The organism is Xenorhabdus sp. NBAII XenSa04, assembly GCF_963866145.1.
Lineage (GTDB): Bacteria > Pseudomonadota > Gammaproteobacteria > Enterobacterales > Enterobacteriaceae > Xenorhabdus > Xenorhabdus indica.
Genome location: NZ_CAWMEB010000212.1, coordinates 22,149 through 45,293 on the forward strand (window position 1 = coordinate 22,149; position 23,145 = coordinate 45,293).

Genomic DNA, 23,145 nt, shown 5'->3' on the forward strand with positions numbered 1-23,145 from the left:
AGAAGATAATTTTCCAAAAACGGAAATCATAATATGCAATCATTTAGTTGGGATGATATTCGAGTATTCCTGGCAGTCGCACAAACTGGAACTATCAGTAATGCATCAATGCTTCTTAGTGTTGGTATCGCAACGGTATCGCGCAAAATTGAACGGCTTGAAAAAACGTTCGGAATGCCTTTATTCCTCCGTCATCAGACAGGTTATCAGTTAACAGAAGATGGAAGGGAACTACTGGAAAAAGCCAAAGTAATGGAAATCGCTGCAAATTCATTTCTGACTGAGGTTGATATACGTACAAAAATCGCGGGTAAAGTCCGTCTCGCAACAACCGAACTTCTTGCTAACGACTTAATTATTCCTAATCTGTCAATCTTACAAAAAAACTACCCAGATCTGACGCTGGAAATCATTACTGATGTACAGACTGTAAATCTTCATCGTCGTGATGCTGATTTAGCCCTTCGTCTTGTCAGACCTGAACAAGGCCATGTTACAGTGCGTCAATTGGGTATATTGGGTTTTGGATTATATTCCAGTAATAAATATTATATAAATCATCAAGATAAAATACATGAAGGCACATATGACAACATCCATTTTATCAGTTGGACTGATGAATACCTGCAACTCCCATCATCCAAATGGACGGAGAAAATTTTGAAAGGCCGCCCACTCTCTATAGCTACAACTTCACTTTCAGGCCAAATTGCGGCAGTAAAAGCAGGTTTAGGATTGGCAATACTGCCCCACTTTATTGCCAACACTACAGATTTTATTTGTATTTCACAGCACCCGGAGTTAGAACGGTCTCTTTGGCTTGTTATTCAGGCAGATTTAGCACACACTCCCAGGATAAGGAAAGTCGCGGATTTTCTAACAGATATTGTTTCTCAAAATCAAAAGCAACTCTCCGGGTAAATAAAAATCACGAAAAAGATAAAGAAATCAAACTATATTGAGCAATACTCACATGACATAAACATACCCCAGTATAAATCTCATTTATTTATGATATATGTATGCTGACTTATAGTTTTCTCATTTTAATTGTCATTCAATAGTAATAACGGACATCTATAATATTTACTGCAAAGTGATAGCGATTGTAGTAAATATTATATAGTTAGTTAATCCTACTGTTATAGTAAAATTTACAATAATCACTATATAAAAATAATCTCATATTTATTTATGGACAATATTCTTATTGCAAAAGCAAAATATTTAACATAGATTACTTCAAAAGTGACATTGATGTCGTTTTCAAAGGTAATGAAATGCAAGCACAGAAAAAGCATCAATATATAATCCAATTTAAAAATCATTCTTAGATTAACTGATTTTGAACAAAAAAAGCAGAACAAACCGCCCTTATTTTTGAGAGATTGACTGTAATGGCGTTGACAGGAATTTCAACAACTGAATTAATAAAAAAACACTTAGATTATATTATCGATATGGCTAGGAAAATATAAAAGAGATTACAATGAATATACTCTATACTATAAAAAACAATATGAATTTATCTCAACCGATTGAAGCACTGGAAAAATTCCTTGTATACTTATATTTGGCAGAACGCACTTCAAATAAAGATCTCTCATTAAAAACAGGGTTACCTATTCCTATAGTACCGTCATTCCGTACCGTATTTCTGATTTAAAAATAGTGTGATCTTGCACAGGTTTTTTGTCTTGGTGACATCGGTGGGATTGACGGTTATACTCGGCTGATTTTACTAATATTTTTATAATTCATGTCTGGAAAACTGGAAAAAAATCCATTTGACCAGACATGATTAAAATTAGATAGATTATCAAAATAAAAATCTGGTTATAGCATAAGGGCAAAAATAAAAAGCAGTTTTAGTTAGTATTTTACTATCTAATAAAATATTATAACATGCGATCATTTATTAGAGACATTGCCACGACATCACAATATTGACCATTTTTAAAGGCAGCTTTACGTTTGATGCCTTCCATTTCAAAACCAAATTTAGTGTACAGTGCTATTGCTTTCTCATTATCAGTGAATACTTCCAATTCAATCCTGATGCAAGCAAGCCAGTTGAAGGCATAATCAATGGCAAATTCCATCATCTTTGAGCCAATACCTTTACCTGAATAGCCAGCATCAATACCGATACCAATACCTACAACATGTCTGCGCCTTGGATTAACATAAGTAAATAACCCTATTGTACCTACTACCTTGCCATCTATTTCCGCCACAAAATCGAGTATACCTTGAGTATTATTTTGTTTAAGACGATCTTGCCACATTTCACGGGAAGGACATGGGTGTTGTAATGTACAAGAATAAACATCAGGGTGACCGAAAATTCGCTGAAAATGCTCAGCATCTTCTGATTCAGCAGATCTAATTTTAATTTCCATATAATCCTCTTTTAAATTTGACTCTTTTATAATTAACTGATAATACATTAGATGTAAAGAGATTATTTAACAAATTTAAATATAGCTATTTTACTGAACCATTACTTTTTGAGGTGATCTATGAAGCAAGAAAACTCAACTATCTTTGCATTGATAAAAAGTCTTGAAATAAGTCTACATAGAGAAAAAAGAAATGATAATAAATGGATAAATACCATCTTACATGATGATTTCTTGGAAATAGGAAAGTCAGGTCATGTTTATACTAAAAAAATTGTGGAAGATGCATTAAAAGAAGAAAGAAATAGAAAAGAATAAATCAGGACATCCCTATAACAAAGTCCTACGTTCATCCATTTGGCAGTTATCAGCATCTGGTACATGGCAACTAAGATTCCATCAAGGGACAAAAATGGCAAACTGACTATACAAGCTATCTTTTACAAAACTACAGTAAAAAGAACAAATTAGGGGCAACAAAGAAATGGCCCCGATACGAGGCCATTAGCTATACAGAATAATTATTCGACGACTAAAGACGGGCTCTGCGCCTTTTCACAACCTGAAACCCAATCATTAAAATAATAAACCAGACTGGTGTAACAATCAGTGCCTGCCTGGTATCAGGCTGCAACGACAACAATACCAAAACGAAAGCAAAGAAAGCTAAGCACATCCATGACATGACAATACCGAATGGCATTTTATAAACAGATGCCTTATGCAACTCAGCGCGACGTTTCCGATAAGCTAGGTAGGAACACAAAATCATGCTCCAGATAAACATAAACAGAATGGCAGATACTGTCGTTACCAATGTAAAGACACGCATTACATCGGGGATAAAATAGATCAAAATGACACCACAGGAGAGGCATAAACACGTAAATATCAGACCCGATGCAGGAACCGATCGTCGGGAAAGACGGCTGAACTGTTTTGGTGCATCCCCTTCTTTTGCCAAACCAAATAACATCCGGCTAGTGGAGAAAACCCCACTGTTTGCTGAAGAAGCCGCAGAAGTCAGAACCACAAAATTGACAATACTGGCTGCTGCCGGTAATCCAATCAGGACAAACAATTCCACAAATGGGCTTTTATCTGCCACAATCGCACGCCACGGAGTAACCGACATAATAACAATCAAGGCTAACACGTAAAATGTGATAATTCGGATCGGAATAGCATTGATTGCTTTTGGCAGGGATTGCATTGGATTTTTGGTTTCCGCAGCAGCGGTTCCTACCAATTCAATTCCAACAAAAGCAAATATAGCGATTTGAAAGCCCGCAAAGAAGCCACTCAGCCCCATTGGGAACATACCTCCGTCAGCCCAAACGTTAGTAAGGGAGGCAACATACCCCGCAGGTGACTGGAAATGGATGCCAATCAGTACTCCCCCTGTCACAATCAGGGCGACAATGGCAACAATCTTAATCATCGCAAACCAAAACTCCAATTCTCCGAACAATTTTACTGTCGCGAGATTCAGAGTCAGCAATACCAAAACACATAGAAGTGAGGTGGCCCATTCAGGAAAATCAGGTGTCCAATATCCGACATAAGAGGTAATAGCGACAACATCAGCGATACCGGTAATTACCCAGCAGAACCAATAAGTCCAGCCCACAAAAAAACCGGCCCATGGCCCAAGTAGATCTGCGGCAAAATCACTGAATGACTTATAATGCAGGTTGGAAAGTAATAACTCTCCCATTGCACGCATCACAAAAAACAGCATAAATCCAATGATCATATAGACAAAAATGATCGATGGCCCCGCCAGAGAGATAGTTTTACCTGATCCCATGAACAGACCAGTTCCGATAGCTCCTCCAATAGCGATAAGCTGTATATGTCGGTTAGTGAGACTTCGCTGAAGGTGCAAACCCTCAGTTTTAGGTGGGTGTGTAGGTTGTATTTTTTCTTCCATAGTTGTATCCAGTTTATTCTCACAGCATGACCTCAATAGCAGCAAGCTGTGTTTAAGGAGCCATTGTGACATAGACAACTACAGTATTAACAGAGCGAATTTACACGAAAAACCAATAGGTTGTATTTTACACTACTCACAAAATTAGATGCTGTATTTATTTTATTCAATTACTGAAAGCGTATAACTGCCTTTTCATAATAACGAGACATTTAGCTCTCAAAACCCTTTACTCCTCGCGATATGAAGAGTAAGAAAGCACTCTTATATTTTGAGAATTCATATTAAATAGACGAAAAGTCATTTTGTTAAAAAAAATAAACTAAATTACTCTACTTAATATTTTGATTATTTTTTAAAATTGTAACCAAATTCACATAATCATAACTATTAGTGTTTATTTCTATTGTTATTTTTATCAAAATTCATAATCTTTTAATGCTCTTGAAATACTATAGTTGCATGTATTGCAAAGGAAAAAACATTATGAAAATTAAAGCACTTGTTGCAGTAGCTGTTTCTGCTGTAATTCTGACAGGTTGTAAGAATATTGATCATGGAATGCTGGTTCACTCCGGAATGCAACTATTCCAGGCGGCGACTTTAAGTGATTCTGATGTCAAACGGTTATCTGACCAAACATGTAATGATATGGATGCACAGAATAAAATTGCACCGGCATCCAGCCAATACACTAAGCGTCTGAACAAAATCGCCAAAGCATTAGGTAACGAAGTTAACGGTACACCAGTTAACTATAAAGTTTATCTGACTGATGATGTGAATGCATGGGCAATGGCTAACGGTTGCGTGCGTGTGTATAGCGGCCTGATGGACATGATGAACGACAATGAAGTCGAAGGCGTTCTAGGCCACGAAATGGGTCATGTTGCACTGGGCCACTCCCGTAAAGCAATACAGGTTGCTTATGCTACAGTTGCTGCACGTACCGCGGCTGCATCAGCCGGTGGTGTAGCTGCACAACTGAGTGATTCTCAGCTTGCAGCACTGGGGGAAAAACTGATCAACTCGCAGTTCTCGCAGCATCAGGAAAGTCAAGCTGATGACTTCTCTTATGATCTGCTGAAAAAACGCAATATCAAAACTGAGGGTTTAGTCACCAGCTTCGAGAAACTGGCTAAACTGGGCAGTGGTGAAACCAGTATGTTTGATTCACACCCGCCTTCACAGGAGCGTGCTCAACACGTTCGTGATCGTATCGCAGCAGAAAAGAAATAATTAACCCGCATTCTGGGTAAAAAATTGAACTAAGAGCCTGTTCCAAGATTAGAATTTTAGACGAATAAAAAACCGATCTAAAAAGGAACAGGCGATTGTCAAGTTAGCTGAAATTTTCTGTGATCTCGATGATTTTTGCTGTTTTTTCATGTCTGGCAGACACAATAAGCAGTTTCCGTATTAAAAAAATAACGTTCATTCTCTTATTTCCGTTTTTCCCATCATGCAAAATTAAAACAGCAGGATTGCTTTCATTAATTCAACTAAAATAATGGCACACCCTAACCTACATATTCCCCAGAAATCAGCTCCTTTTATTTACTCATTTCTCAAGGTTATTTTATTTCTTAATCTTATAATTAAATATTCATTTTTCAGAATACTAAAACCCGAAAAAATACTATTTTTCTTTCCTATGCTTTGCTATTTCCACTTACATGACTATTTCCTCAAATAACTGTGAATTATTGATATGGTAAGACATCATTAATACCTGTTAAATTCACCGCCACACCAGCCTCGGAAAGAGATTGGATGTAATTATAACGTTCTGTGGTCAAAAAAGTGGATACCTGATATTTTCTTAAATAAAAGAGAGACGATATATGGCTAATTATCTGATTCGCGTTGAAATTTTTGGTGCAGGCCCAAAAGAGCATAACGCTCTTAATGAATCTATGAAAATAATTAATTTTCATGGAACAGTCAGATACAACAGCGGCGAAATTATGGCATTACCTACCGGAACTTATATTGGAAACTCGCTAAATTCTGCTACTGAATTAAGAGATAAAGTTTTTAAATTAGCTAATCCATTATCATCAAAAGCTGCTTCTATATTTGTTTGTCAGTATAGTGAATGGTCTGCTTATCTTTATCCGGCATCTATGTCTGGATCTGCATCAGAATCCTAATTAAAACTTAGGCAAGCTGGTTCTCCAATAATTTTTTGGAGACCAGCTTTGTTTGATTGGACATGAAGGGATTAATTGATAATAACCCCTCTACCTTTCAAGTTGCATTCAACAAAACTGTAATTTGAAAGATACAGGGGATAACTAATCAATAAACCTCCAAAATATCAGAGGTTTTTTAATAGAATTTATTTAGTCTTATACTGAGCTTCTGCTTCAATAAAACGCTGCTGAATGGCCTGGTTTGGCGCTTTACCCAACAAACTTACGACCACAATCGCAAGAGAAGCAAAAATAAATCCTGGGATGATTTCATACAAACCAAGCCATTGATATTCCATCCACACCAGTACCGTGATGGCACCCACCACCATACCAGCCAATGCCCCATCACGTGTCATCCGTTTCCAGAGCACTGAAATTAATACTACTGGACCAAATGCAGCACCAAAGCCAGCCCAGGCATTACTGACCAAAGCCAACACTTTGTTGTTCGGATTGGTTGCTATCGCTATCGCAATAGCTGCGACCACCAGAACCATCAAACGACCAATCCATACCAATTCCTTCTGACTTGCTTTCGTCCGTATAAATGCTTTATAGAGATCTTCTGTCAATGCGCTGGAACAAACCAGCAATTGACAACTCAAGGTACTCATAATCGCAGCCAGAACAGCAGACAGTAATACCCCAGTAATCCACGGATTGAATAAAATGACTCCCAACTCCATAAAAATCCGCTCACTATTTTGCATAACATTTCCCGCTTGCGCTGGATTTTGCTCAAAATAGGCAATACCGAAGAAGCCAACAGCAACCGTTCCTGCGAGACATAGAAACATCCATGTCATACTGATACGACGAGCTTTATGAATAGTCTGATGAGAATCAGCCGCCATAAAACGAGCCAGAATATGTGGTTGACCAAAATAACCGAATCCCCATCCTAATAAGGAGATAATAGTGATGGTCTGTAAACCCTGAAACATATCCAGATAAGCAGGATCTTTTGCTTTGATAATATCAATAGCTGATTCAAATCCACCAAGTTTAAAAAGGATCAAAACAGGCACCAGAATCAAAGCAAAAATCATTAAAGATGCCTGAACTGTATCGGTCCAGCTTACCGCCAGAAAACCACCGAGAAAGGTATAAGCGATAGTAGCTAATGCACCAAGCCAAATTGCTTTTTCATAACTCATACCAAATGAGTTTTCGAACAATAATCCACCAGCCACAACAGCAGATGCACAATAAATTGTGAAGAAAATTAAAATGACTAACGCAGAAATAATGCGCAGAAGTTTACTTTTATCTTCAAAACGATTGGTAAAATAGTCCGGTAATGTTAAAGCGTTATTATTCGCTTCAGTATGTACACGTAATCTCCCTGCAACCCATCTCCAGTTCAGGTATGCACCAAGCAGACAGCCTAACGCAATCCAGGCCTTGGAAATACCCGCTAAAAAAATCGCACCCGGTAGCCCCATTAATAACCAGCCACTCATATCAGAAGCGCCAGCAGATAATGCTGTTACCACACTGCCTAATCGCCGTCCACCTAGAATATAATCATCGAAGTTCTTAGTAGCGCGGTAAGCCATAAAGCCTATCAGCAGCATCGCGGCAATATAGACAATAAAGGTAATTAGCATTGGTGAATTTACTGTCATGCAGGTTCTTCTCCATAGTATTTTTTTGCAAATCCTGTTTATTCAGACGGTCTGATTTGCGTCAATGATGTTATCTGTACTTAAAATTCCCCCCTTCAGCACAATATACCTTCAAAGCAAGTATTCACTTGTCCGGTTATACCAGAGTTGTACCGAAGATAATGTCACTGAAGGTGGCGTTGTTCCGATATGTATAGTTTATATTTGTAATTGTTTTTAAATCACTCTCTATCCTAGATTAGCTAAAACATTTTTAACAACTGATTAACGGCATTTTTTACAAGAAACGCTCGCCAAGTCACATTTATGTTCCAGAAGTTGCACCTTTTATAAAACGATCGATTATGATTTGATTCAGAAATATGATAGCAAGCTCTTATATATCATATGGATAATTCATTAATAATCATAAACGCACTAACTACACCATCAAAACCAGATTAATTTCACAAATTCCAAACAACAGCTTTTAACAGAGTTGCACAAAGTTGCAACATGGAAGATATTGTTCTGTAACTTGATTAGTCTTACCTATTAAGGAGTGAGAATGGGTAGTACCACTATGGGCGTGAAGCTCGATGAAGCAACGCGTGATCGTATTAAAGCTGCTGCACAACGAATTGAACGCACACCACACTGGCTGATTAAGCAAGCCATCTTTAATTATCTTGAACGTCTGGAAAATGAGGAAAAGATCCCAGAAATATCAGCCGCTCAGAATAACAAAGAAGAAAAGATTTCCGAAGAAGAATCACAGATTGAGGTCCCTTATCAACCATTTCTGGATTTTGCCGAACATATTTTACCCCAATCGGTGAAACGTTCCGCAATTACTGCTGCGTATCGTCTGCCTGAAACGCAAGCAGTTCCTATGCTGCTGCAACGGGCTCAATTATCAGAAGTGCAAGCTAAGGCAACCCATAATCTTGCTTATTCTATCGCGGAGAAATTACGCCAACAGAAACAGGGTATTGGTCGTTCCGGTTTGGTTCAGGGGTTATTGCAAGAATTCTCACTTTCTTCACAGGAAGGTGTTGCATTAATGTGCCTTGCCGAAGCACTTTTACGCATTCCCGATAAAGCAACCCGTGACGCCCTGATCCGTGACAAAATCAGTAACGGCAATTGGTATTCACATCTTGGTCAAAGCCCGTCCATGTTCGTCAATGCTGCTACATGGGGATTGTTGTTTACAGGTAAATTGGTCTCTACCCACAATGAAGCCAAACTCTCCAAATCCTTAAATCGCATCATCAGCAAAAGTGGTGAACCATTAGTACGCAAAGGCGTGGATATGGCAATGCGCCTGATGGGTGAGCAGTTTGTGACAGGGGAAACTATTGCCCAGGCGCTCGCCAATGCACGCAAACTGGAAGAAAAAGGATTCCGCTACTCTTATGACATGCTTGGCGAAGCCGCTCTGACTGAAGAAGATGCACAGGCTTATATGATTTCTTATCAACAAGCTATCCATGCGATTGGTAAGGCATCAAACGGGCGTGGCATTTATGAAGGGCCGGGAATTTCCATCAAACTCTCTGCCCTGCATCCCCGTTATAACCGTGCCCAGTATGAGCGTGTTGTAAGTGAACTCTATCCACGCTTACTCGCATTAACCTTACAAGCCCGCCAGTATGATGTTGGTATCAATATCGACGCAGAAGAAGCTGATCGTCTGGAAATTTCTCTCGATTTGCTGGAAAAGCTCTGTTTTGAACCACAACTGGAAGGCTGGAACGGAATTGGTTTTGTAATTCAGGCTTACCAAAAACGCTGTCCTTTCGTGATCGACAGTATTATCGATTTGGCCCAACGTAGCCGTCATAGGTTAATGATCCGTTTAGTAAAAGGTGCATATTGGGACAGCGAAATCAAACGCGCCCAAGTCGATGGGCTGGAAGGATACCCGGTCTATACCCGCAAAGTGTATACCGATATTTCTTACCTTGCCTGCGCCCGCAAATTACTCTCCGTTCCCAATCTTATTTATCCACAATTTGCTACTCATAATGCTCACACTTTGTCTGCTATCTACCATCTTGCGGGGCAAAATTACTATCCGGGCCAATATGAATTCCAGTGCCTGCATGGTATGGGTGAACCGCTTTATGAGCAGGTGGTTGGCAAAATTGCTGATGGCAAGCTCAATCGACCATGCCGCATCTATGCGCCAGTCGGAACACATGAGACGTTATTAGCCTATCTGGTGCGCCGCTTGCTGGAAAATGGGGCTAATACATCGTTCGTCAACCGCATAGCAGATACCTCCCTGCCGATTGATGAACTGATAGCTGATCCGGTGAAAATGGTACAAGAGTTGGCTAAATCCGAAGGCCAAATCGGCTTGCCGCATCCGAAAATCCCATTGCCAATTGATTTGTACGGTAAAACCCGCGTCAATTCATCGGGGCTTGATCTTTCCAATGAACACCGACTGGCTTCACTTTCCAGTGCCCTGCTGAGTTCTTCAATAGAAACATGGAACAGCGAACCACTATTGGGTGGTAATTACGACCATACCGGAAAGTTACCTGTAGCCAAGCCCGTCAATAATCCGGCCAAATCTTCTGATACCGTTGGTTATGTTCGTGAAGCCACTGAGCAGGAAGTCAACCATGCGCTGGAAGTCTCCACGAATGCAGGAGCAATCTGGTTCGCAACACCACCATCAGAGCGAGCGGCTATCTTAGTGCGTGCTGCGGAGTTGATGGAAAACAACCTGCAATCCCTGCTCGGCATTCTGGTGCGTGAAGCGGGTAAAACTTTTAACAATGCTATCGCAGAAGTCCGTGAAGCAGTAGATTTCCTCTATTATTATGCGGATCAGGTTCGTCAGGATTTTGCCAATGATACACATCGCCCGTTGGGACCTGTGATTTGTATCAGCCCGTGGAACTTCCCTCTGGCAATTTTCACCGGTCAGATTGCCGCAGCATTAGCCGCTGGTAACAGTGTATTGGCAAAACCGGCAGAGCAAACACCGTTGATTGCCGCGGTTGCCGTTAAAATGCTGCATCAGGCAGGTATTCCCCGCGACGTACTGCAATTGCTGCCGGGGCCAGGGGAAACCGTCGGCGCAATGCTGGTAGGTGATGAGCGTGTACGTGGTGTGATGTTCACTGGCTCTACTGAAGTTGCCAGCCTGTTACAACGCATTATAGCCGGTCGCCTTGATGCACAAGGGCGTCCAACGCCGTTGATTGCAGAAACAGGCGGCATGAATGCAATGATTGTCGATTCTTCTGCCCTGACAGAACAGGTTGTCACCGATGTTATTGCGTCTGCCTTTGACAGTGCTGGTCAACGCTGCTCTGCCCTGCGCATTCTCTGTGTACAAGATGACGTCGCCGACAGAACGCTCACTATGTTGAAGGGGGCGATGGCTGAATGCCGGATGGGTAATCCTGAACACCTGGCCACAGACATCGGCCCGGTGATTGATGCTGAAGCAAAAGCAAATATCGAACGCCATATTCAAACCATGCGTACCAAAGGCAGAACAATTTATCAGGCTGTACATGAAAATACAGCAGACAGACAAGAATGGTCACAAGGTACGTTCATCAAACCAACACTTATTGAACTGGACAGCTTTGATGAATTGAAAAAAGAGATTTTTGGTCCGGTTTTGCACGTTGTGCGCTTCAAACGGGATGAATTGGATAAATTGCTGGATCAGATTAATGCCTCCGGCTACGGCTTAACATTGGGTGTTCACACGCGCATTGATGAAACCATCGCTCAAGTCACCAGTAAAGCAAAAGTCGGGAATTTATATGTCAACCGCAATATGGTCGGTGCTGTTGTCGGCGTACAACCATTTGGTGGTGAAGGATTATCGGGAACAGGGCCAAAAGCAGGTGGACCACTCTATCTTTATCGCCTGTTATCCCAACGTCCAGTCAATGCTGTGACTCGAACACTGGCGCGACAGGATGAAGAGTATTCACTGGATGCCAAAGCCCGTACTGCCCTGCATTTATCTTTCAACAAATTGGCTGAGTGGGCAATTGCACATAATCATTCAGCGTTGAACAAGGTCATTCAGGAATATAGCTTACTGGCTCAGGGAGGAACAACACGCGTATTACCGGGACCGACGGGAGAACGTAATACCTATACTCTGTTACCACGTGGTCAAGTTCTTTGCCTCGCGGATAATGAACAGGATGCGCTGACCCAATTGGCAGCAGTGCTTTCTGTTGGCTGTCAGGCTATTTGGGAAAAAGATGATCTGCACCAACAATTGCTGCAACAATTACCGGGTGAAATTCGTCATTCCATTCATCTGGTCAATGACTGGCAGAATGAAGACACGACAGAAGATACAGTAATAGAAGCGGTCATTTATCATGGTGATTGTGATCAACTTCGCTATATTTGTGAAACTGTCGCACAACGCAAGGGGCCGATTATTTCTGTACAGGGTTTTGCCCGTGGTGAAACTAATCTGCTACTGGAGCGTTTATTGCACGAACGTTCTTTAAGCATTAATACTGCGGCGGCAGGTGGTAACGCCAGCTTAATGACTATTGGTTAAAAGAACGGGTTAAAAAACGGATTAAAAAAAGAAGAGAGGGGGATGCGTTATTATCGCATCCCCTTCTAAAATTGTTCAGCCCGACAAACGCTGTGTCTTTGTCTAATTAACAATGCCCGTTCTGTTGCCAGCTCAGATATTGCTCATATTTACGCAACGCGATATTGTAGTTACTGAAAGCGGACTGAGACAATTTCTCACTCAATTTTTCCTGAATTTTTTCTGGTGTAAACTCTTCTTCAGGATAATTACTTGATGTCAGTAATTCATCCAGTCTCCGCAAACGAACCACATATTCACGTACTGTGCTATGGCTCATCTCTGTTTGTTCAAACAGATACTGTTTAAATGACATTATGTCGAAATAATCAGTCTGGCTGTTGCAATAAATTTCACTACAGAAGCGGCACAGCGCTACAAATTTGCCCTGTAACTCACTCCATGTTTTGTCATCCACCAGTTCAGTCATCTCAGAAATTGCTTCTTTATTGATGACCTGACCGTTAAAAACAAGGGAAATACGGTCAAGCGTCTTATGACAATGTAAACAATGAGTCTGACTATGTTTATAGTCCTTAATATAACGGCTGAGAGGCCGTTTCTTTTGTGTTGTAACAGACATAAGAGATAAAGCCCTGTGTGTAGTCTTAACAAAAAACAAATAAGCAAAAAGTTACTTCTCTGGATTCAAACGCGCCCGCAGCCTTTTTATTGCCTGGCTGTGGAGCTGACTCACGCGAGATTCCCCCACATTAAGCACCGCGCCAATCTCTTTAAGATTAAGTTCTTCCTGATAATACAGCGTCAGAACCATTTTTTCCCTTTCAGGCAACGATTCAATGACATCGATAACCCGTTGACGGAGGTCACCTTCCAGTAATTGTTGCAGAGGGTTTGTCTCATGCTCTTCCTCAATCACTGGTTCACAGCTTTCACCATGAATTTCGTGCCATTCGTCATAAGAAAATAGTTGACTGTTATTGGTTTCTAACAGTATTTGCCGATATTCTATCAGATTAATCTTTAATTCTTTAGCAACTTCCTGCTCACTGGCTGGACGGCCTAACTCTTGCTCAAGTTTACGGATGGTTTGCGTGACTTCCCGTGCATTGCGTCGCACACTACGCGGCGCCCAATCACGGCTCCTCAACTCATCCAGCATTGCACCTCTGATGCGCTGCACCGCATAGGTGGTAAACGCCGTTCCTTGTAAGGAATCATAACGTTCCACCGCATTCAGCAACCCTATGCCACCGGCCTGAAGCAGGTCATCAAGCTCTACACTGGCAGGCAATCTTACCTGTAGCCTCAGTGCTTCATGGCGAACCAGTGGTACATAGCGCTTCCAGAGGCTATTTTTGTCCATCACGCCTTCGGCGGTATACAAATCGCTCACAACAACAGACACCTTTGGATAAGAGACTGGATACCATTATCCAATCACCTAATCGGTACAATCGTTTGAACAATGAAGTAAAAGCGCTTCTTTTTCACCTATGCGAAATTTTTGTTGTCCGCCCGAATGCATCGCAAGTTTCAGGCTGTCCCTGACGAACATTAAAACCGTTTTTAGCAAACAGTTTCTGTAAAGCAGAGGCTAAAAAATAAGGATCGGCAAGCCGATCCTTATTTTATAAGCGGGAGCTATGCAGGTTGCCCTGCATAAATCCTTAGCTGGAAAATAAAAATTAACGCAGCAAAGACATAACAGTTTGTGGAATCTGGTTCGCCTGAGCCAGAACAGAAGTACCCGCCTGTTGCAGGATGTTGCCACGGCTCATATTAGAAACTTCAGTTGCGTAGTCAGCGTCTTGGATACGGCTTCTTGCTGCTTCCAGGTTGTTAACGGTGTTGTTCAGGTTGTTAACAGTGGATTCCAGACGGTTTTGAACTGCACCCAGAGAGCTACGCAGACTGTCAACTGTTGATAAAGCATTATCCAAATCTTCTAAAGGTTTTTTGATGTCAATAGCATCTTTCTTAGTAACTTTACCTGTCTTAACATCAACATCCGCATTGAACATTACTGTCTTACCATCTTTATCTTCACCACGAATAATAAATTTATCAGTTGAACCCTCAGCGTAGTGAACTTTCGCATTTTTGACATCAGCTATAGCAGCTAAACTAGCTTTATCTATATTGACATCTTTAGATTTTTTAGGATCAGTGACATTGTCAACAACTTTCTCCACTTCTGCACCATATTTGTTACCAACCAACTCAAATTTATCCAGCTTCAGAGTCTCACGGTCAATTTTTTTCAAATTGATTTTGATGACTTCACCATCATTAGCTCCAACCTGAACAGACATGGAATTGTTTTCACGCAGAACACGGACACCATTGAATTGAGTTTGTTCAGAAATACGGTTAATTTCGTCAAAACGCTCAGTAATTTCTTGGTTGATAGAAGTGATATCGCTCTTAGAGTTGCTGCCATTTTGCGCTTGAACAGCCAGCTCACGGATACGTTGCAGGTTATTATTGATTTCGTTCAGCGCACCTTCAGTAGTTTGGGCAATGGAAATACCGTCGTTTGCGTTACGAGCAGCCTGAGTCAGACCTTTAACGTTAGCAGTAAAACGGTTAGCAATCGCTTGACCAGCAGCGTCATCCTTCGCGCTGTTAATACGTAAACCAGAAGACAGACGTTCAATAGCTGTACCCAGAGTACCTTTAGATCTCGTCAGGTTATTTTGCGCCAGCAGAGATAAGGAGTTAGTATAAATGCCTGATGCCATAGTAGAGTTCCTTTTAAAATCAAGTCGATATAATTAGTTTGAGCTTGTTTGCTCACGGTGTTCATCACCGCCAACAGTTTTATCGGCCCCTTAAAAAGAACCTTTAATATTTCTTGAAAAAACTTTTTTATTTTTTTCTCCCTTTTCCCCCGATAACCCAAACAGCGCCTGTTCTCATCAACTATTCTGTCAATCAAAAAAATCATTTTATCAGTAAACTTTTCACAAATTAATCCGATAACAAGTCCAGCGATGCTTTTTATTAAAAGGAGTCAATATGGCTGGCATTTCCTCAGTAGGATTATCTGGGATGGTGGATCAAAACTTACTGGATAAACTTGAAGCACATGAAAGAAAACGTTTACAACCATTAACACAGCAACAAAGCAGCTATAAAGCTAAGCTAACCGGTTTTGGCACTTTAAAAGGCAGCCTGGAAAAGTTAAAGAGTGCATCCGAAGAACTCAAAAAATTCGATAAGCTCAATACGACCAAAACCAGCGAAGATCATAAATCATTTACACCCAGTACGGATTCCAAAGCCAGTCCGGGTAACTATGTTATTGAAGTCAAACAACTCGCAAAGGCTCAGTCTCTACGCACTACAAAAGTTGCTGATGAAGAAGCCCTGCAAGGAGAACAAGGTAAAGGCACCCGTACCATTATTATCAATCAGCCAGGTGAAAAAGAGCCAATGCGCATTTCCCTGAAAGATAATGAAACTTCTCTGATTGAAATCTGTGATGCTATCAATAAAAAAGAGGGTAACGTTAGTGCCGGCATCATGAAAGCAAAAGATAATGAAAACTATCTGTTCCTGACTTCAAAAAAGGCTGGCACAAAATCCGTCATGACTATCAAAGTTGAAGGTGATGATCAGTTGGGTAAGTTGCTGAACTATACATCTGACGGTAAAGGTGGTGGCACTGGTACAATGACACAAACAGAAGAAGCGGCCAATGCAAAATTAACAGTTAGTGGCATTGAAATTGAACGCCAAACTAATGAGATAAAAGATGCTCCGAAAGGTATTACCCTAGACCTGAAAAAAGTCTCAGAAAAAGAAGCTGATGGAAAAACGCTAAAATCAGAAACTTTGGTTATATCCCGTGATATCGAACCAATGAAAGAGGCAATCAAAAAGTGGGTTGATGCTTATAATGAAGTACAAACCACTTTTGATTCACTGACCAAATTTAAAAAAGTTGGGAAAGGTGAAGCGGCTTCGAAAGACAATGGTCCCTTACTGGGTGACGGTACTTTAAAAGGTATTCAAAGCCAACTAAGGCAACAATTATTTGCAGCACAAAAAGTCGTTGATATTGCTACCCTAAATAAATTGGGCATCAAACAGAAATTGGATGGTACGTTGGAAATCAGCAACGAAAAACTGGAAAAAAACCTGAAAGAAAAACCTGCCAACGTTAAAGCGTTCTTTATGGGGGATGGAGAAAAAACTGGTTTTGCAACCCAGACCTATAATTTATTGAAAAAAACGTTGGATAGCCATGAAGGAACTATCGCAACAGTAACCGAAGGTATCAATAAGAGTCTGAAAACACTGGAAAGGAAAGTAGAACAGACCAACAGAAACATTGATGCTACGATGGCACGCTATAAAAAACAATTTACAGCACTGGATAAACTTGTCAGTTCAATGAGCCAATCAAGCTTATCCCTGGCCCAGCTTTTAAAATAATAAAGGATATTATGTATCAACGTTCGGCAAGCCAGTTATACGCTCAGGTAGATCTTGAGAGCGAAATTATGAATGCCTCTCCTTACCAGTTGATTCAGATATTGTTCAATGGGGCGCTCAGCGCCCTGCGTCGTGCAATTATTCTGATGCAGCAGGGGAATATTCCGGAAAAAGGTTTAGCTATTTCAAAGGCGATAAATATCATTGATAATGGTCTCAAAGATGCATTAGATTTCGAGAAAGGCGGCGAAATTGCCCAGAATCTTTTTGCTTTATATGATTATATGGGTCGCCGTTTACTCCATGCCAATTTACGCAATGATGAGAAGGCTATTACCGAAGTGATTGATTTACTTACCGAGATTTCAGATTCTTGGCGGCAAATAGGTCCTCATTACAACGCCAGTCAGGATATTGTTTGATGAAAAATGATCTGGATCTTTTGTCAGCTTACCAGCAGATCCTTAATTTAAGTGAGCAGATGCTTAATTTAGCCAGAAATGAAAAGTGGGATGTACTTGTTGATATGGAAATCACCTACCTGAAAGCAGTAGAAGTGGTTACTCTATTATCAGAAGATTCAGATGCCCCTATTTCATTGCAGCAGAAATTAACCAAAATTTTGCAAACTGTCTTAGATAATGAAAAAGAAACCAGGAGGTTATTGCAAAAACGATTAGATGAACTTAGCGACCTGATTAAACAGGAAAGCTGTAAGCAATTATTACATGATACTTATGGGCAATTCCCGATCAGTGATTATGAAATAGAGCTAACATCTACAACAGAGAAGACATAAATATAACAACGACACCATGAGGTTTTATTAATATAATATTAATTAGTCGTATCGTTTATTGATATTCATTTCAGGTGGTGTCATTTAGTCACCATCCCTTTTTCGGGTAGTCTAATTCGGCATTATATTTTATGCATAACTTGCAAACGATCAATATAAAACATATACATTTTTAAAACAAAAAACTAACTCATGGATGATGATAATAGATTTTTCAGGCAATAAGCAGTCGGAAGAATAATCAAAATTTATTATTAATTAAAAATTAGATATTCAATGGAATGATATGAGAATTTTTTTTAATTTCACAACATTAATTGACAGGCATCCACTAGTAAAAAATAAGTTACCAATAATCTATTCAAAATGGGAACCACTTTATCCCCAAACAATAGCAGTCATTATCCCTTTTATCGATAATAAAAAATCTCCAATGGTTATTATTACCTCATAAATTATCTCAAATAAGGAGTGTTCATTTATCAATCCCACCTATATACCCTATGGATTTCAAGATGCAACCTGAAAGACGACGGGTATATTGATATCACTCTTGGAAGTTATTAATATTCACAAACAGACAGGTCTTGGTGACTGCTTAAGTAGTCACCTGCGATTGAAAATGTATCCTGTCTTTCTCAAAAATCCCCCTACAATTAAACAAGATGAGGCTGTTATGACAAATGATATCTTACAGGCACTCACTTTATTAAAATCTAAAAAATGGATCGATTTGACACATAGTTTTGATCAAGACTCACCCCATTTTTTTATGTTTGACCCTGCTCAAATTAAGACACTGTTTAGTTATCCAGATGGATTCTTCGCCCAACAATTTACTTTTGTTGGTCAATATGGCACTCACATTGATGCCCCTTGCCATTTTATACCTGATGCTCGTTTCCTTAACGAATTGGAATTAAAAGAGCTCGTGTTACCATTAATTGTCATTGATCAGTCAGAACGGGCAAAACAAGAGCCGAATTTCTCACTGTCTAAAGATGATATTCTCCAGTTTGAAGCTACACATGGCATTATTGAAACAGGTACTTTTGTCGCACTAAGAACAGACTGGAGTAAACGCTGGCCATCTCAGGAAAAAATGAGTAATAAAGATATCAACGGAAATAACCAGACACCCGGCTGGGGATTAGATGCCCTTAAGTTTCTCTTTGAAGAAAGAAAAATAAAAGCCATCGGGCACGAGACTTTTGATACTGATTCGGCCAAAGATTCCAGAAAGAATGGTGCGTTACTCAGCGAGAATTATGTATTGGCACAAGATACTTACCAAATAGAAGTGATGACCAATTTAGATCAAGTGCCAACTCGTGGGGCGGTTATTTTTAATATTGTCGCTAAACCAGAAAAGGCTGCGGGATTTCCGGTACGTTCGTTTGCAATAATTCCATAACCTTCAAGCCGATAATGTAGTTCAAACTCTTTCTGTCAATTGACAGAAGAAAATAGCAAGCTTGAACTACTTATATTTATTAAACTATACTTATATTTATAAATTAAGATATTTTCTTAAACCACTATATTTGAATATCGAATAACTAAAACTATTCCTTATACCACTCATTAATAATTATTTCCGCTTCTTTACTCTGGATCTGATATGGATGTTTTTTATCATAAGATCCAATAAACCATATGGAGAAACCTTTAAAATAAGATTTTAACGCCATCGCTTCTCTATAAGCACGCCATCCATTAATTTGTATTTCCGATGAAAATATATCTGAGGTCAGTGGATTCCATGGAGTTCGCAGTCCATATTCACATGCAGGAATATTAAACCCACCAAAATATACCGGTCTTTTATTTGCGTTCCCCAGCCGATAAAGACAAAACCAAGTCATTACAGCCAGAAGTCATTGCATGAATACCAAATTTTTTTAATCTATCCAGAATGATTTGAGTAGAAACCGTTTTGTTATATTCTGGTTTACCCGCCATAAAGGTAAAACAAGTATTTCCCAGATCATGAAAAACGGCCCCCGCCGCCACTACTACGTCGTGCCAGTTTTATACCATCTTGTTCCATACGCCGTGTATTACACTCTTTCCACGGATTTTGAGCCCGCCCTATGACAACAGAATTTGCATTACGCCATAAGAACAAAACACGTTGCTCTGGTGACATTTGACGGAAAATACTCTCTTCAACAGCGAGATTAAACCAGGGATCGTGGGAATCAGGTAGCAGTAAGCGTAATCTGGACATTATTTGTCTCCGAACAAAGCAAAACAGTGTCTTAGGATATCATAATGTGCTGATTCAATTGGTGACTCAGACTGAGATCATATTCTGCGGGCCTGCCAAAAAACACGACGCCAATAGATATTATCAAGAGAGGAACGTATTACACCTTTGCTAGTCGATGCGTGAATAAATTTATTATTGATATCATAAATACCAACGTGTAACCCATTATCACCACTACCGGTTTTGAAAAATACCAGATCACCCGGCATTAAATCTTTTTTATTAATCCGTGTACCCAATTGGGTCTGTTCACTCGTTGTCCGTGGAAGCAGGATATTAAAACGATCATGAAAAGTACGATAAACAAATCCAGAACAATCAACACCTCGCCGATCCATGCCACCATAACGATAAGGCGTTCCTTGCCATTGGGTAAGCTGCTCTTTTAACTGTGCAATAACAATAATCGGATCAGAAAGTGCTGCTCGTAATGGAGGTAAATTTGATTTCGAAACAGGATTGGAACACCCAATCAGAAATAAGCTCAGTAACAAACATAAATGTCTTATTCTTATAATCATCAATCAGCCTCTCTGCCTTCTGGTCTGCTAATAAACCAAACTCCCAATGAAATTAACAAGATCCCTATTGTTTTCAGTAATGAAATATCTTCATTAAACCAGGGTAATAATACCGCCAATAGATAAACAAAAATATAGCTCAGACTGATAAGCGGATAGGCTTTATTTAACGGCAGATATTTCAAAACAAAAATCCAACTGAACATGGATAATGCGTAACTCACTAGTCCCATCATCACCATCAATAAAGGTCTATGATGCATCCAAAGCCAACCGACATCCAACCAATGTCTAGACAAAGAAAGTTCAGGTAATTGTGCCATTCCCCACTTCAATAATAGCTGAGCAGCAGTAATCAGCAGGACACTTACCACTCCCCAAAAATACCCTTTCATTGATTTAAGCTCATCAATAAAATTCCCAACATAATCAAAAATACACCTATCCAGTGTTTTATTCCGGCTCTTTCATGATACAGAAATTGTCCTATCAGCGTGACCAGTACAAAATTGATACTCAGCATAGGATAAGCAATACTCAGCGGTAGAAATTGCAGCAAACGTAGCCAGAAGATCATCCCTATACCTAACAGAAGAATGGCACCAACCAACCATGCCACTACAATTGCTGGTTTATAGGGATCATCTTTTTTTCCCCAATGGGTAACAGCTTGTTTCTGGCAAATTTGTCCTGCACAAGTTAATAAACTAACCAGTATCAATAACCCTATACTACTGTTCATATCATGGCTGCTTCTTATAAATCACAAGGACAAAACGATAGTTACGCTGTATCAAATCAGGTTCAGGCAACTCAGGCAGCATCCCTCCTGTAGGTAGTAAGAAAACCACTGCAACCTGTCCCTCTTTCCGCGCACTGGCCAACCATGAGGGAAATTGTTCTTGTGTTATATACCGATTGCGGCTATCTGGATAATCCAATCCATATTCCAATTCACCCTTGTTTTGAAATAAGTAAATATCACTGCGTTTCAATTCCCACGCAACTGCGGCTCCTAATCCAACTGATTCAGATAAAATATATTTACTTTCAGTCAGCTCTTTTTCATTTTGCCTGATAAAATTCTGCGGCAACTTAGAATTAATTGTCTTATCTGGTAATGCGTTACCTATTGATAAACTCAGGACAATTGAACAAGCGGCAGCCCACTGCCAATGTTTACCATTGCGTATAAAACAGAAATAACCCACTATCCCCCAAAACCCAAAAGTGAAAATCCCTGCCATCCACTTAAACCATTCATTGGATTGGTAAAGAGGACGATTAGAAACAATTTCCAGAAATACAAGCGCCAGTATTGCTATCAATCCAATGAAAACATTAATCAATCCATTGAGTTTTAATGCCTTCATATTGCCATTCTTCATGTTATCAACAGCATACTTTGCCATCATTAATGCTAAAGGCCCAATAAATGGCAGAATGTAAGTTGGCAGTTTTCCTTTAGAAATGCTAAAAAATAGCAATGGGACAAAAAACCAGCAAAACAGGAAGAACATCTCAGGATGATTTTTTTTCTCTTGCCAGCTTTTGAGCAAAGCGCCGGGAAATAATCCTAGCCACGGAATAACACCTAAAATCAATATCGGCAGGTAATACCAAAATGGGGCGGAATGCTGCGCATGATCAGAAGCAAAACGCTGTATATGCTCTACCCAGAAAAAATAACGCCAATAATCAGGCTCTCGCAAAGCAATTGCGAGCACCCACGGCAAACTGACTAAAACAGCAGAAATAATTGCAAGCGGGCCAAAACGAACCATTTCCAGAAAACGTTTCTGGTATATCGTGATCGGTATCATGGATATTACCGGCAGAGCCAATGCCAGAAAACCTTTTGTCAAAAACGCCATGCCACAGGTTATACCCAGTACAGACCAGGCCCAAATCTGTTCACGGCGACTACTGGCCTTTAGTGCCCAATAACAGCTTACTATTCCTGCCGTGATCCACAGTGAAAACATGGGATCAAGAACACTATATGTACCAACAGAAAAAACGATAAACATGGAGATATAAATCAGGCTAGCAATAAATGCAGTCTGGCGAGATTGCCACATCATCATAGCTAACCGATAAAGAAGAAATGCACTCATTATGATGCTGAATACAGCACCAAAACGCACCGCAAAATTATTATTTCCAAAGATCCACTGGCTAATGTTATTTATCCAATATCCAGCCACTGGTTTTTCAAAATAACGGATATCCAAAAAATAAGGAACTATCCAATCTCCACGTTGTAACATTTCCCGGCTGATTTCAGCATATCGTGTTTCGTCTGGTTGCCACAAAAGACGGCTATTCAGAGGGATCAGGTAAGTAAAGATAAAAAAAAGAGCCATAAGAATGCCCCCGGCTCTCTTCATCCAAGTATCTGACATATTT

The 23,145-nt window shown here is 40.0% G+C and carries 20 protein-coding genes and 1 pseudogene; 9 read left to right on the forward strand and 12 right to left on the reverse strand.

Annotated elements, in window-relative coordinates; translation table 11 throughout:
• Positions 1-33 precede the first annotated feature (33 nt).
• The gene (locus AAC147_RS08545; protein ID WP_052189438.1) at positions 34-921 is read left to right on the forward strand and encodes a LysR family transcriptional regulator; all 888 of its coding nucleotides are present in this window, start codon (positions 34-36) and stop codon (positions 919-921) included.
• 977 nt (positions 922-1,898) lie between these two features.
• Here the strand turns inward: AAC147_RS08545 and AAC147_RS08550 are convergent.
• On the reverse strand, positions 1,899-2,402 hold the full coding sequence (locus AAC147_RS08550; protein WP_047680157.1) for a GNAT family N-acetyltransferase: 504 nt from the start codon (positions 2,400-2,402) through the stop codon (positions 1,899-1,901).
• Between the two features lie 120 nt (positions 2,403-2,522).
• Here AAC147_RS08550 and AAC147_RS08555 point away from each other — a divergent pair, with 120 nt between their 5' ends.
• Positions 2,523-2,720: a hypothetical protein gene (locus AAC147_RS08555; protein WP_047680159.1), complete on the forward strand. Its 198-nt coding sequence runs from the start codon at positions 2,523-2,525 to the stop codon at positions 2,718-2,720.
• A 214-nt stretch (positions 2,721-2,934) separates the two neighbouring features.
• Here AAC147_RS08555 and cycA read toward each other — a convergent pair whose 3' ends face one another.
• The gene (gene cycA / locus AAC147_RS08560; protein ID WP_047680161.1) at positions 2,935-4,335 is read right to left on the reverse strand and encodes a D-serine/D-alanine/glycine transporter; all 1,401 of its coding nucleotides are present in this window, start codon (positions 4,333-4,335) and stop codon (positions 2,935-2,937) included.
• 486 nt (positions 4,336-4,821) lie between these two features.
• Here cycA and AAC147_RS08565 point away from each other — a divergent pair, with 486 nt between their 5' ends.
• Positions 4,822-5,574: a M48 family metallopeptidase gene (locus AAC147_RS08565; RefSeq protein ID WP_047680163.1), complete on the forward strand. Its 753-nt coding sequence runs from the start codon at positions 4,822-4,824 to the stop codon at positions 5,572-5,574.
• Positions 5,575-6,179: 605 nt separating this feature from the next.
• Positions 6,180-6,488, forward strand: a complete 309-nt coding sequence (gene ghoS, locus AAC147_RS08570) for a type V toxin-antitoxin system endoribonuclease antitoxin GhoS (protein WP_047680167.1) — start codon at positions 6,180-6,182, stop codon at positions 6,486-6,488.
• 188 nt (positions 6,489-6,676) lie between these two features.
• Here ghoS and putP read toward each other — a convergent pair whose 3' ends face one another.
• Positions 6,677-8,161, reverse strand: a complete 1,485-nt coding sequence (putP, locus tag AAC147_RS08575; protein WP_047680169.1) for a sodium/proline symporter PutP — start codon at positions 8,159-8,161, stop codon at positions 6,677-6,679.
• A gap of 547 nt (positions 8,162-8,708) precedes the next feature.
• Between putP and putA the strand changes: the two genes are divergently transcribed.
• A complete protein-coding gene (putA, locus tag AAC147_RS08580; protein WP_047680171.1) occupies positions 8,709-12,701 on the forward strand; it encodes a trifunctional transcriptional regulator/proline dehydrogenase/L-glutamate gamma-semialdehyde dehydrogenase in 3,993 nt (1,330 codons plus the stop codon).
• A gap of 106 nt (positions 12,702-12,807) precedes the next feature.
• Here putA and fliZ read toward each other — a convergent pair whose 3' ends face one another.
• The 3 genes from fliZ to AAC147_RS08595 form a co-directional block, all read right to left on the reverse strand.
• Positions 12,808-13,323 (reverse strand): flagella biosynthesis regulatory protein FliZ, encoded by a 516-nt coding sequence (fliZ, locus tag AAC147_RS08585; protein WP_038259499.1) that lies wholly within the window; start codon positions 13,321-13,323, stop codon positions 12,808-12,810.
• A 51-nt stretch (positions 13,324-13,374) separates the two neighbouring features.
• Positions 13,375-14,097: an RNA polymerase sigma factor FliA gene (locus AAC147_RS08590; RefSeq protein ID WP_047680173.1), complete on the reverse strand. Its 723-nt coding sequence runs from the start codon at positions 14,095-14,097 to the stop codon at positions 13,375-13,377.
• 292 nt (positions 14,098-14,389) lie between these two features.
• Positions 14,390-15,445: a flagellin N-terminal helical domain-containing protein gene (locus tag AAC147_RS08595; RefSeq protein ID WP_047680174.1), complete on the reverse strand. Its 1,056-nt coding sequence runs from the start codon at positions 15,443-15,445 to the stop codon at positions 14,390-14,392.
• Positions 15,446-15,722: 277 nt separating this feature from the next.
• Here AAC147_RS08595 and fliD point away from each other — a divergent pair, with 277 nt between their 5' ends.
• From fliD to AAC147_RS08615, 4 genes are all read left to right on the forward strand, one after another.
• Positions 15,723-17,144: a flagellar filament capping protein FliD gene (gene fliD, locus AAC147_RS08600; RefSeq protein ID WP_047680175.1), complete on the forward strand. Its 1,422-nt coding sequence runs from the start codon at positions 15,723-15,725 to the stop codon at positions 17,142-17,144.
• Positions 17,145-17,155: 11 nt separating this feature from the next.
• Entirely contained in the window at positions 17,156-17,566 is a 411-nt protein-coding gene (gene fliS, locus AAC147_RS08605) for a flagellar export chaperone FliS (RefSeq protein ID WP_047680176.1), read from the forward strand.
• Positions 17,566-17,943, forward strand: a complete 378-nt coding sequence (gene fliT, locus AAC147_RS08610) for a flagella biosynthesis regulatory protein FliT (protein WP_047680178.1) — start codon at positions 17,566-17,568, stop codon at positions 17,941-17,943. The genes fliS and fliT overlap by 1 nt, the downstream gene beginning before the upstream one ends.
• Before the next feature lie 676 nt (positions 17,944-18,619).
• Positions 18,620-19,357 (forward strand): cyclase family protein, encoded by a 738-nt coding sequence (locus AAC147_RS08615; RefSeq protein WP_047680271.1) that lies wholly within the window; start codon positions 18,620-18,622, stop codon positions 19,355-19,357.
• Between the two features lie 151 nt (positions 19,358-19,508).
• Here the strand turns inward: AAC147_RS08615 and AAC147_RS08620 are convergent, their stop codons facing one another.
• From AAC147_RS08620 to arnT, 6 genes and pseudogenes are all read right to left on the reverse strand, one after another.
• Positions 19,509-19,808 carry a hypothetical protein gene (locus tag AAC147_RS08620; protein ID WP_187649340.1) on the reverse strand — a complete coding sequence of 100 codons (300 nt, stop codon included), beginning with the start codon at positions 19,806-19,808 and terminating at the stop codon, positions 19,509-19,511.
• Positions 19,771-20,173, reverse strand: a pseudogene (locus AAC147_RS08625) (lipoyl protein ligase domain-containing protein); the annotation flags it as partial. The pseudogene AAC147_RS08625 and the gene AAC147_RS08620, both read right to left, overlap by 38 nt.
• Positions 20,174-20,250: 77 nt before the next feature.
• Positions 20,251-20,736 carry a C40 family peptidase gene (locus AAC147_RS08630; protein ID WP_047680180.1) on the reverse strand — a complete coding sequence of 162 codons (486 nt, stop codon included), beginning with the start codon at positions 20,734-20,736 and terminating at the stop codon, positions 20,251-20,253.
• Positions 20,736-21,131 carry a 4-amino-4-deoxy-L-arabinose-phosphoundecaprenol flippase subunit ArnF gene (gene arnF, locus AAC147_RS08635; RefSeq protein ID WP_047680182.1) on the reverse strand — a complete coding sequence of 132 codons (396 nt, stop codon included), beginning with the start codon at positions 21,129-21,131 and terminating at the stop codon, positions 20,736-20,738. Before arnF ends, AAC147_RS08630 begins: the two co-directional genes overlap by 1 nt.
• Positions 21,128-21,478 (reverse strand): 4-amino-4-deoxy-L-arabinose-phosphoundecaprenol flippase subunit ArnE, encoded by a 351-nt coding sequence (gene arnE, locus AAC147_RS08640; protein WP_047680183.1) that lies wholly within the window; start codon positions 21,476-21,478, stop codon positions 21,128-21,130. The genes arnF and arnE overlap by 4 nt, the downstream gene beginning before the upstream one ends.
• A gap of 1 nt (position 21,479) precedes the next feature.
• Positions 21,480-23,126, reverse strand: a complete 1,647-nt coding sequence (gene arnT / locus AAC147_RS08645) for a lipid IV(A) 4-amino-4-deoxy-L-arabinosyltransferase (protein ID WP_369793137.1) — start codon at positions 23,124-23,126, stop codon at positions 21,480-21,482.
• Between the last annotated feature and the right edge of the window lie 19 nt (positions 23,127-23,145).

Excerpts from the sequence above, each read along its gene's own strand:
- AAC147_RS08545 (WP_052189438.1), top strand. The coding sequence starts at position 34 with ATGCAATCATTTAGTTGGGATGATATTCGAGTATTCCTGGCAGTCGCA.
- AAC147_RS08550 (WP_047680157.1), bottom strand. The coding sequence starts at position 2,402 with ATGGAAATTAAAATTAGATCTGCTGAATCAGAAGATGCTGAGCATTTT.
- AAC147_RS08555 (WP_047680159.1), top strand. The coding sequence starts at position 2,523 with ATGAAGCAAGAAAACTCAACTATCTTTGCATTGATAAAAAGTCTTGAA.
- cycA (WP_047680161.1), bottom strand. The coding sequence starts at position 4,335 with ATGGAAGAAAAAATACAACCTACACACCCACCTAAAACTGAGGGTTTG.
- AAC147_RS08565 (WP_047680163.1), top strand. The coding sequence starts at position 4,822 with ATGAAAATTAAAGCACTTGTTGCAGTAGCTGTTTCTGCTGTAATTCTG.
- ghoS (WP_047680167.1), top strand. The coding sequence starts at position 6,180 with ATGGCTAATTATCTGATTCGCGTTGAAATTTTTGGTGCAGGCCCAAAA.
- putP (WP_047680169.1), bottom strand. The coding sequence starts at position 8,161 with ATGACAGTAAATTCACCAATGCTAATTACCTTTATTGTCTATATTGCC.
- putA (WP_047680171.1), top strand. The coding sequence starts at position 8,709 with ATGGGTAGTACCACTATGGGCGTGAAGCTCGATGAAGCAACGCGTGAT.
- fliZ (WP_038259499.1), bottom strand. The coding sequence starts at position 13,323 with ATGTCTGTTACAACACAAAAGAAACGGCCTCTCAGCCGTTATATTAAG.
- AAC147_RS08595 (WP_047680174.1), bottom strand. The coding sequence starts at position 15,445 with ATGGCATCAGGCATTTATACTAACTCCTTATCTCTGCTGGCGCAAAAT.
- fliD (WP_047680175.1), top strand. The coding sequence starts at position 15,723 with ATGGCTGGCATTTCCTCAGTAGGATTATCTGGGATGGTGGATCAAAAC.
- fliS (WP_047680176.1), top strand. The coding sequence starts at position 17,156 with ATGTATCAACGTTCGGCAAGCCAGTTATACGCTCAGGTAGATCTTGAG.
- fliT (WP_047680178.1), top strand. The coding sequence starts at position 17,566 with ATGAAAAATGATCTGGATCTTTTGTCAGCTTACCAGCAGATCCTTAAT.
- AAC147_RS08615 (WP_047680271.1), top strand. The coding sequence starts at position 18,620 with ATGACAAATGATATCTTACAGGCACTCACTTTATTAAAATCTAAAAAA.
- AAC147_RS08620 (WP_187649340.1), bottom strand. The coding sequence starts at position 19,808 with ATGACTTGGTTTTGTCTTTATCGGCTGGGGAACGCAAATAAAAGACCG.
- AAC147_RS08630 (WP_047680180.1), bottom strand. The coding sequence starts at position 20,736 with ATGATTATAAGAATAAGACATTTATGTTTGTTACTGAGCTTATTTCTG.
- arnF (WP_047680182.1), bottom strand. The coding sequence starts at position 21,131 with ATGAAAGGGTATTTTTGGGGAGTGGTAAGTGTCCTGCTGATTACTGCT.
- arnE (WP_047680183.1), bottom strand. The coding sequence starts at position 21,478 with ATGAACAGTAGTATAGGGTTATTGATACTGGTTAGTTTATTAACTTGT.
- arnT (WP_369793137.1), bottom strand. The coding sequence starts at position 23,126 with ATGAAGAGAGCCGGGGGCATTCTTATGGCTCTTTTTTTTATCTTTACT.